Source organism: Streptomyces anatolicus, from assembly GCF_019400875.1.
Taxonomy (GTDB): Bacteria; Actinomycetota; Actinomycetes; order Streptomycetales; family Streptomycetaceae; genus Streptomyces; species Streptomyces anatolicus.
On record NZ_WMBF01000866.1, the window covers coordinates 1 to 893 of the forward strand.

At 75.8% G+C, this 893-nt stretch carries 1 protein-coding gene; it reads left to right on the top strand.

Translation table 11 applies throughout. The features are described from left to right. Window positions 1-893 (top strand): acetate--CoA ligase family protein (locus GKQ77_RS33030; RefSeq protein ID WP_219692824.1); only part of this gene is annotated, 893 nt, incomplete at both ends.

Consider the following 893-nt stretch of genomic DNA (forward strand, 5'->3'; position numbering starts at 1 on the left):
GCCGCACCCCGAGCCCGCGGCCACCGCAGCAGCCCCCGAGTCTCCCGCGGAGCAGTACCGCATCCCCGCCTACCCCGCCGCCGAGCGTGCCGTCCGTGCCCTCTCCGAAGCCGTCAAGTACGCGCAGTGGCGCCGCGAGGCAGCCGAACCGGGCAAGGTCCACGAGTACGACGACATCGACGAGAGCGGCGCCGCCGAGCGCATCGCCGAGCTGCTCGCCAAGGACGACGACCCCCGCGGCGCCACCCTCGCCCCCGACGACGCCCACGAACTTCTCGGGCGGTACGGCATCCGCGTACGAGAGGCCCTGCCCGCGCCCGACCCGGACGCGGCAGCCGAAGCCGCCCGCACGCTCGGCTACCCCGTGGCCCTGAAGACCACGGCCCCGCACCTGCGCCACCGCGCCGACCTCGGCGGAGTGCGGCTCGACCTCGCCGACGAAGAGCAACTGCGTCGGGCCTATCAAGAGTTGATCGACACCTTCGGCAAGCCCGCCGAGCTGCGGCCCGTCGTCCAGGGCATGGCGCCACGCGGCGTGGACACCGTCGTGCGCGCCGTCATCGACCCGGCGGCCGGCGCGGTGCTCTCCTTCGGCCTCGCGGGCGCCGCCTCCGAACTGCTCGGGGACACCGCCCACCGCCTCATCCCGGTCACCGACCGCGAGGCGTCCTCCCTGATCCGATCCATCCGGACCGCGCCGCTCCTGTTCGGCTGGCGGGGCTCGGCCCCCGTGGACACCCCGGCCCTCGAAGAGCTGCTCCAGCGGGTCTCCCGGCTCGTCGACGACCACCCCGAGGTCGCGGGCGTCTCCCTGGAGCCCGTGGTCGTCGCCCGGCGCGGCCTCTCCGTGCTCGGCGCCTCCGTCCGCCTCGCGCCCCCGCCCGCCCGCGACG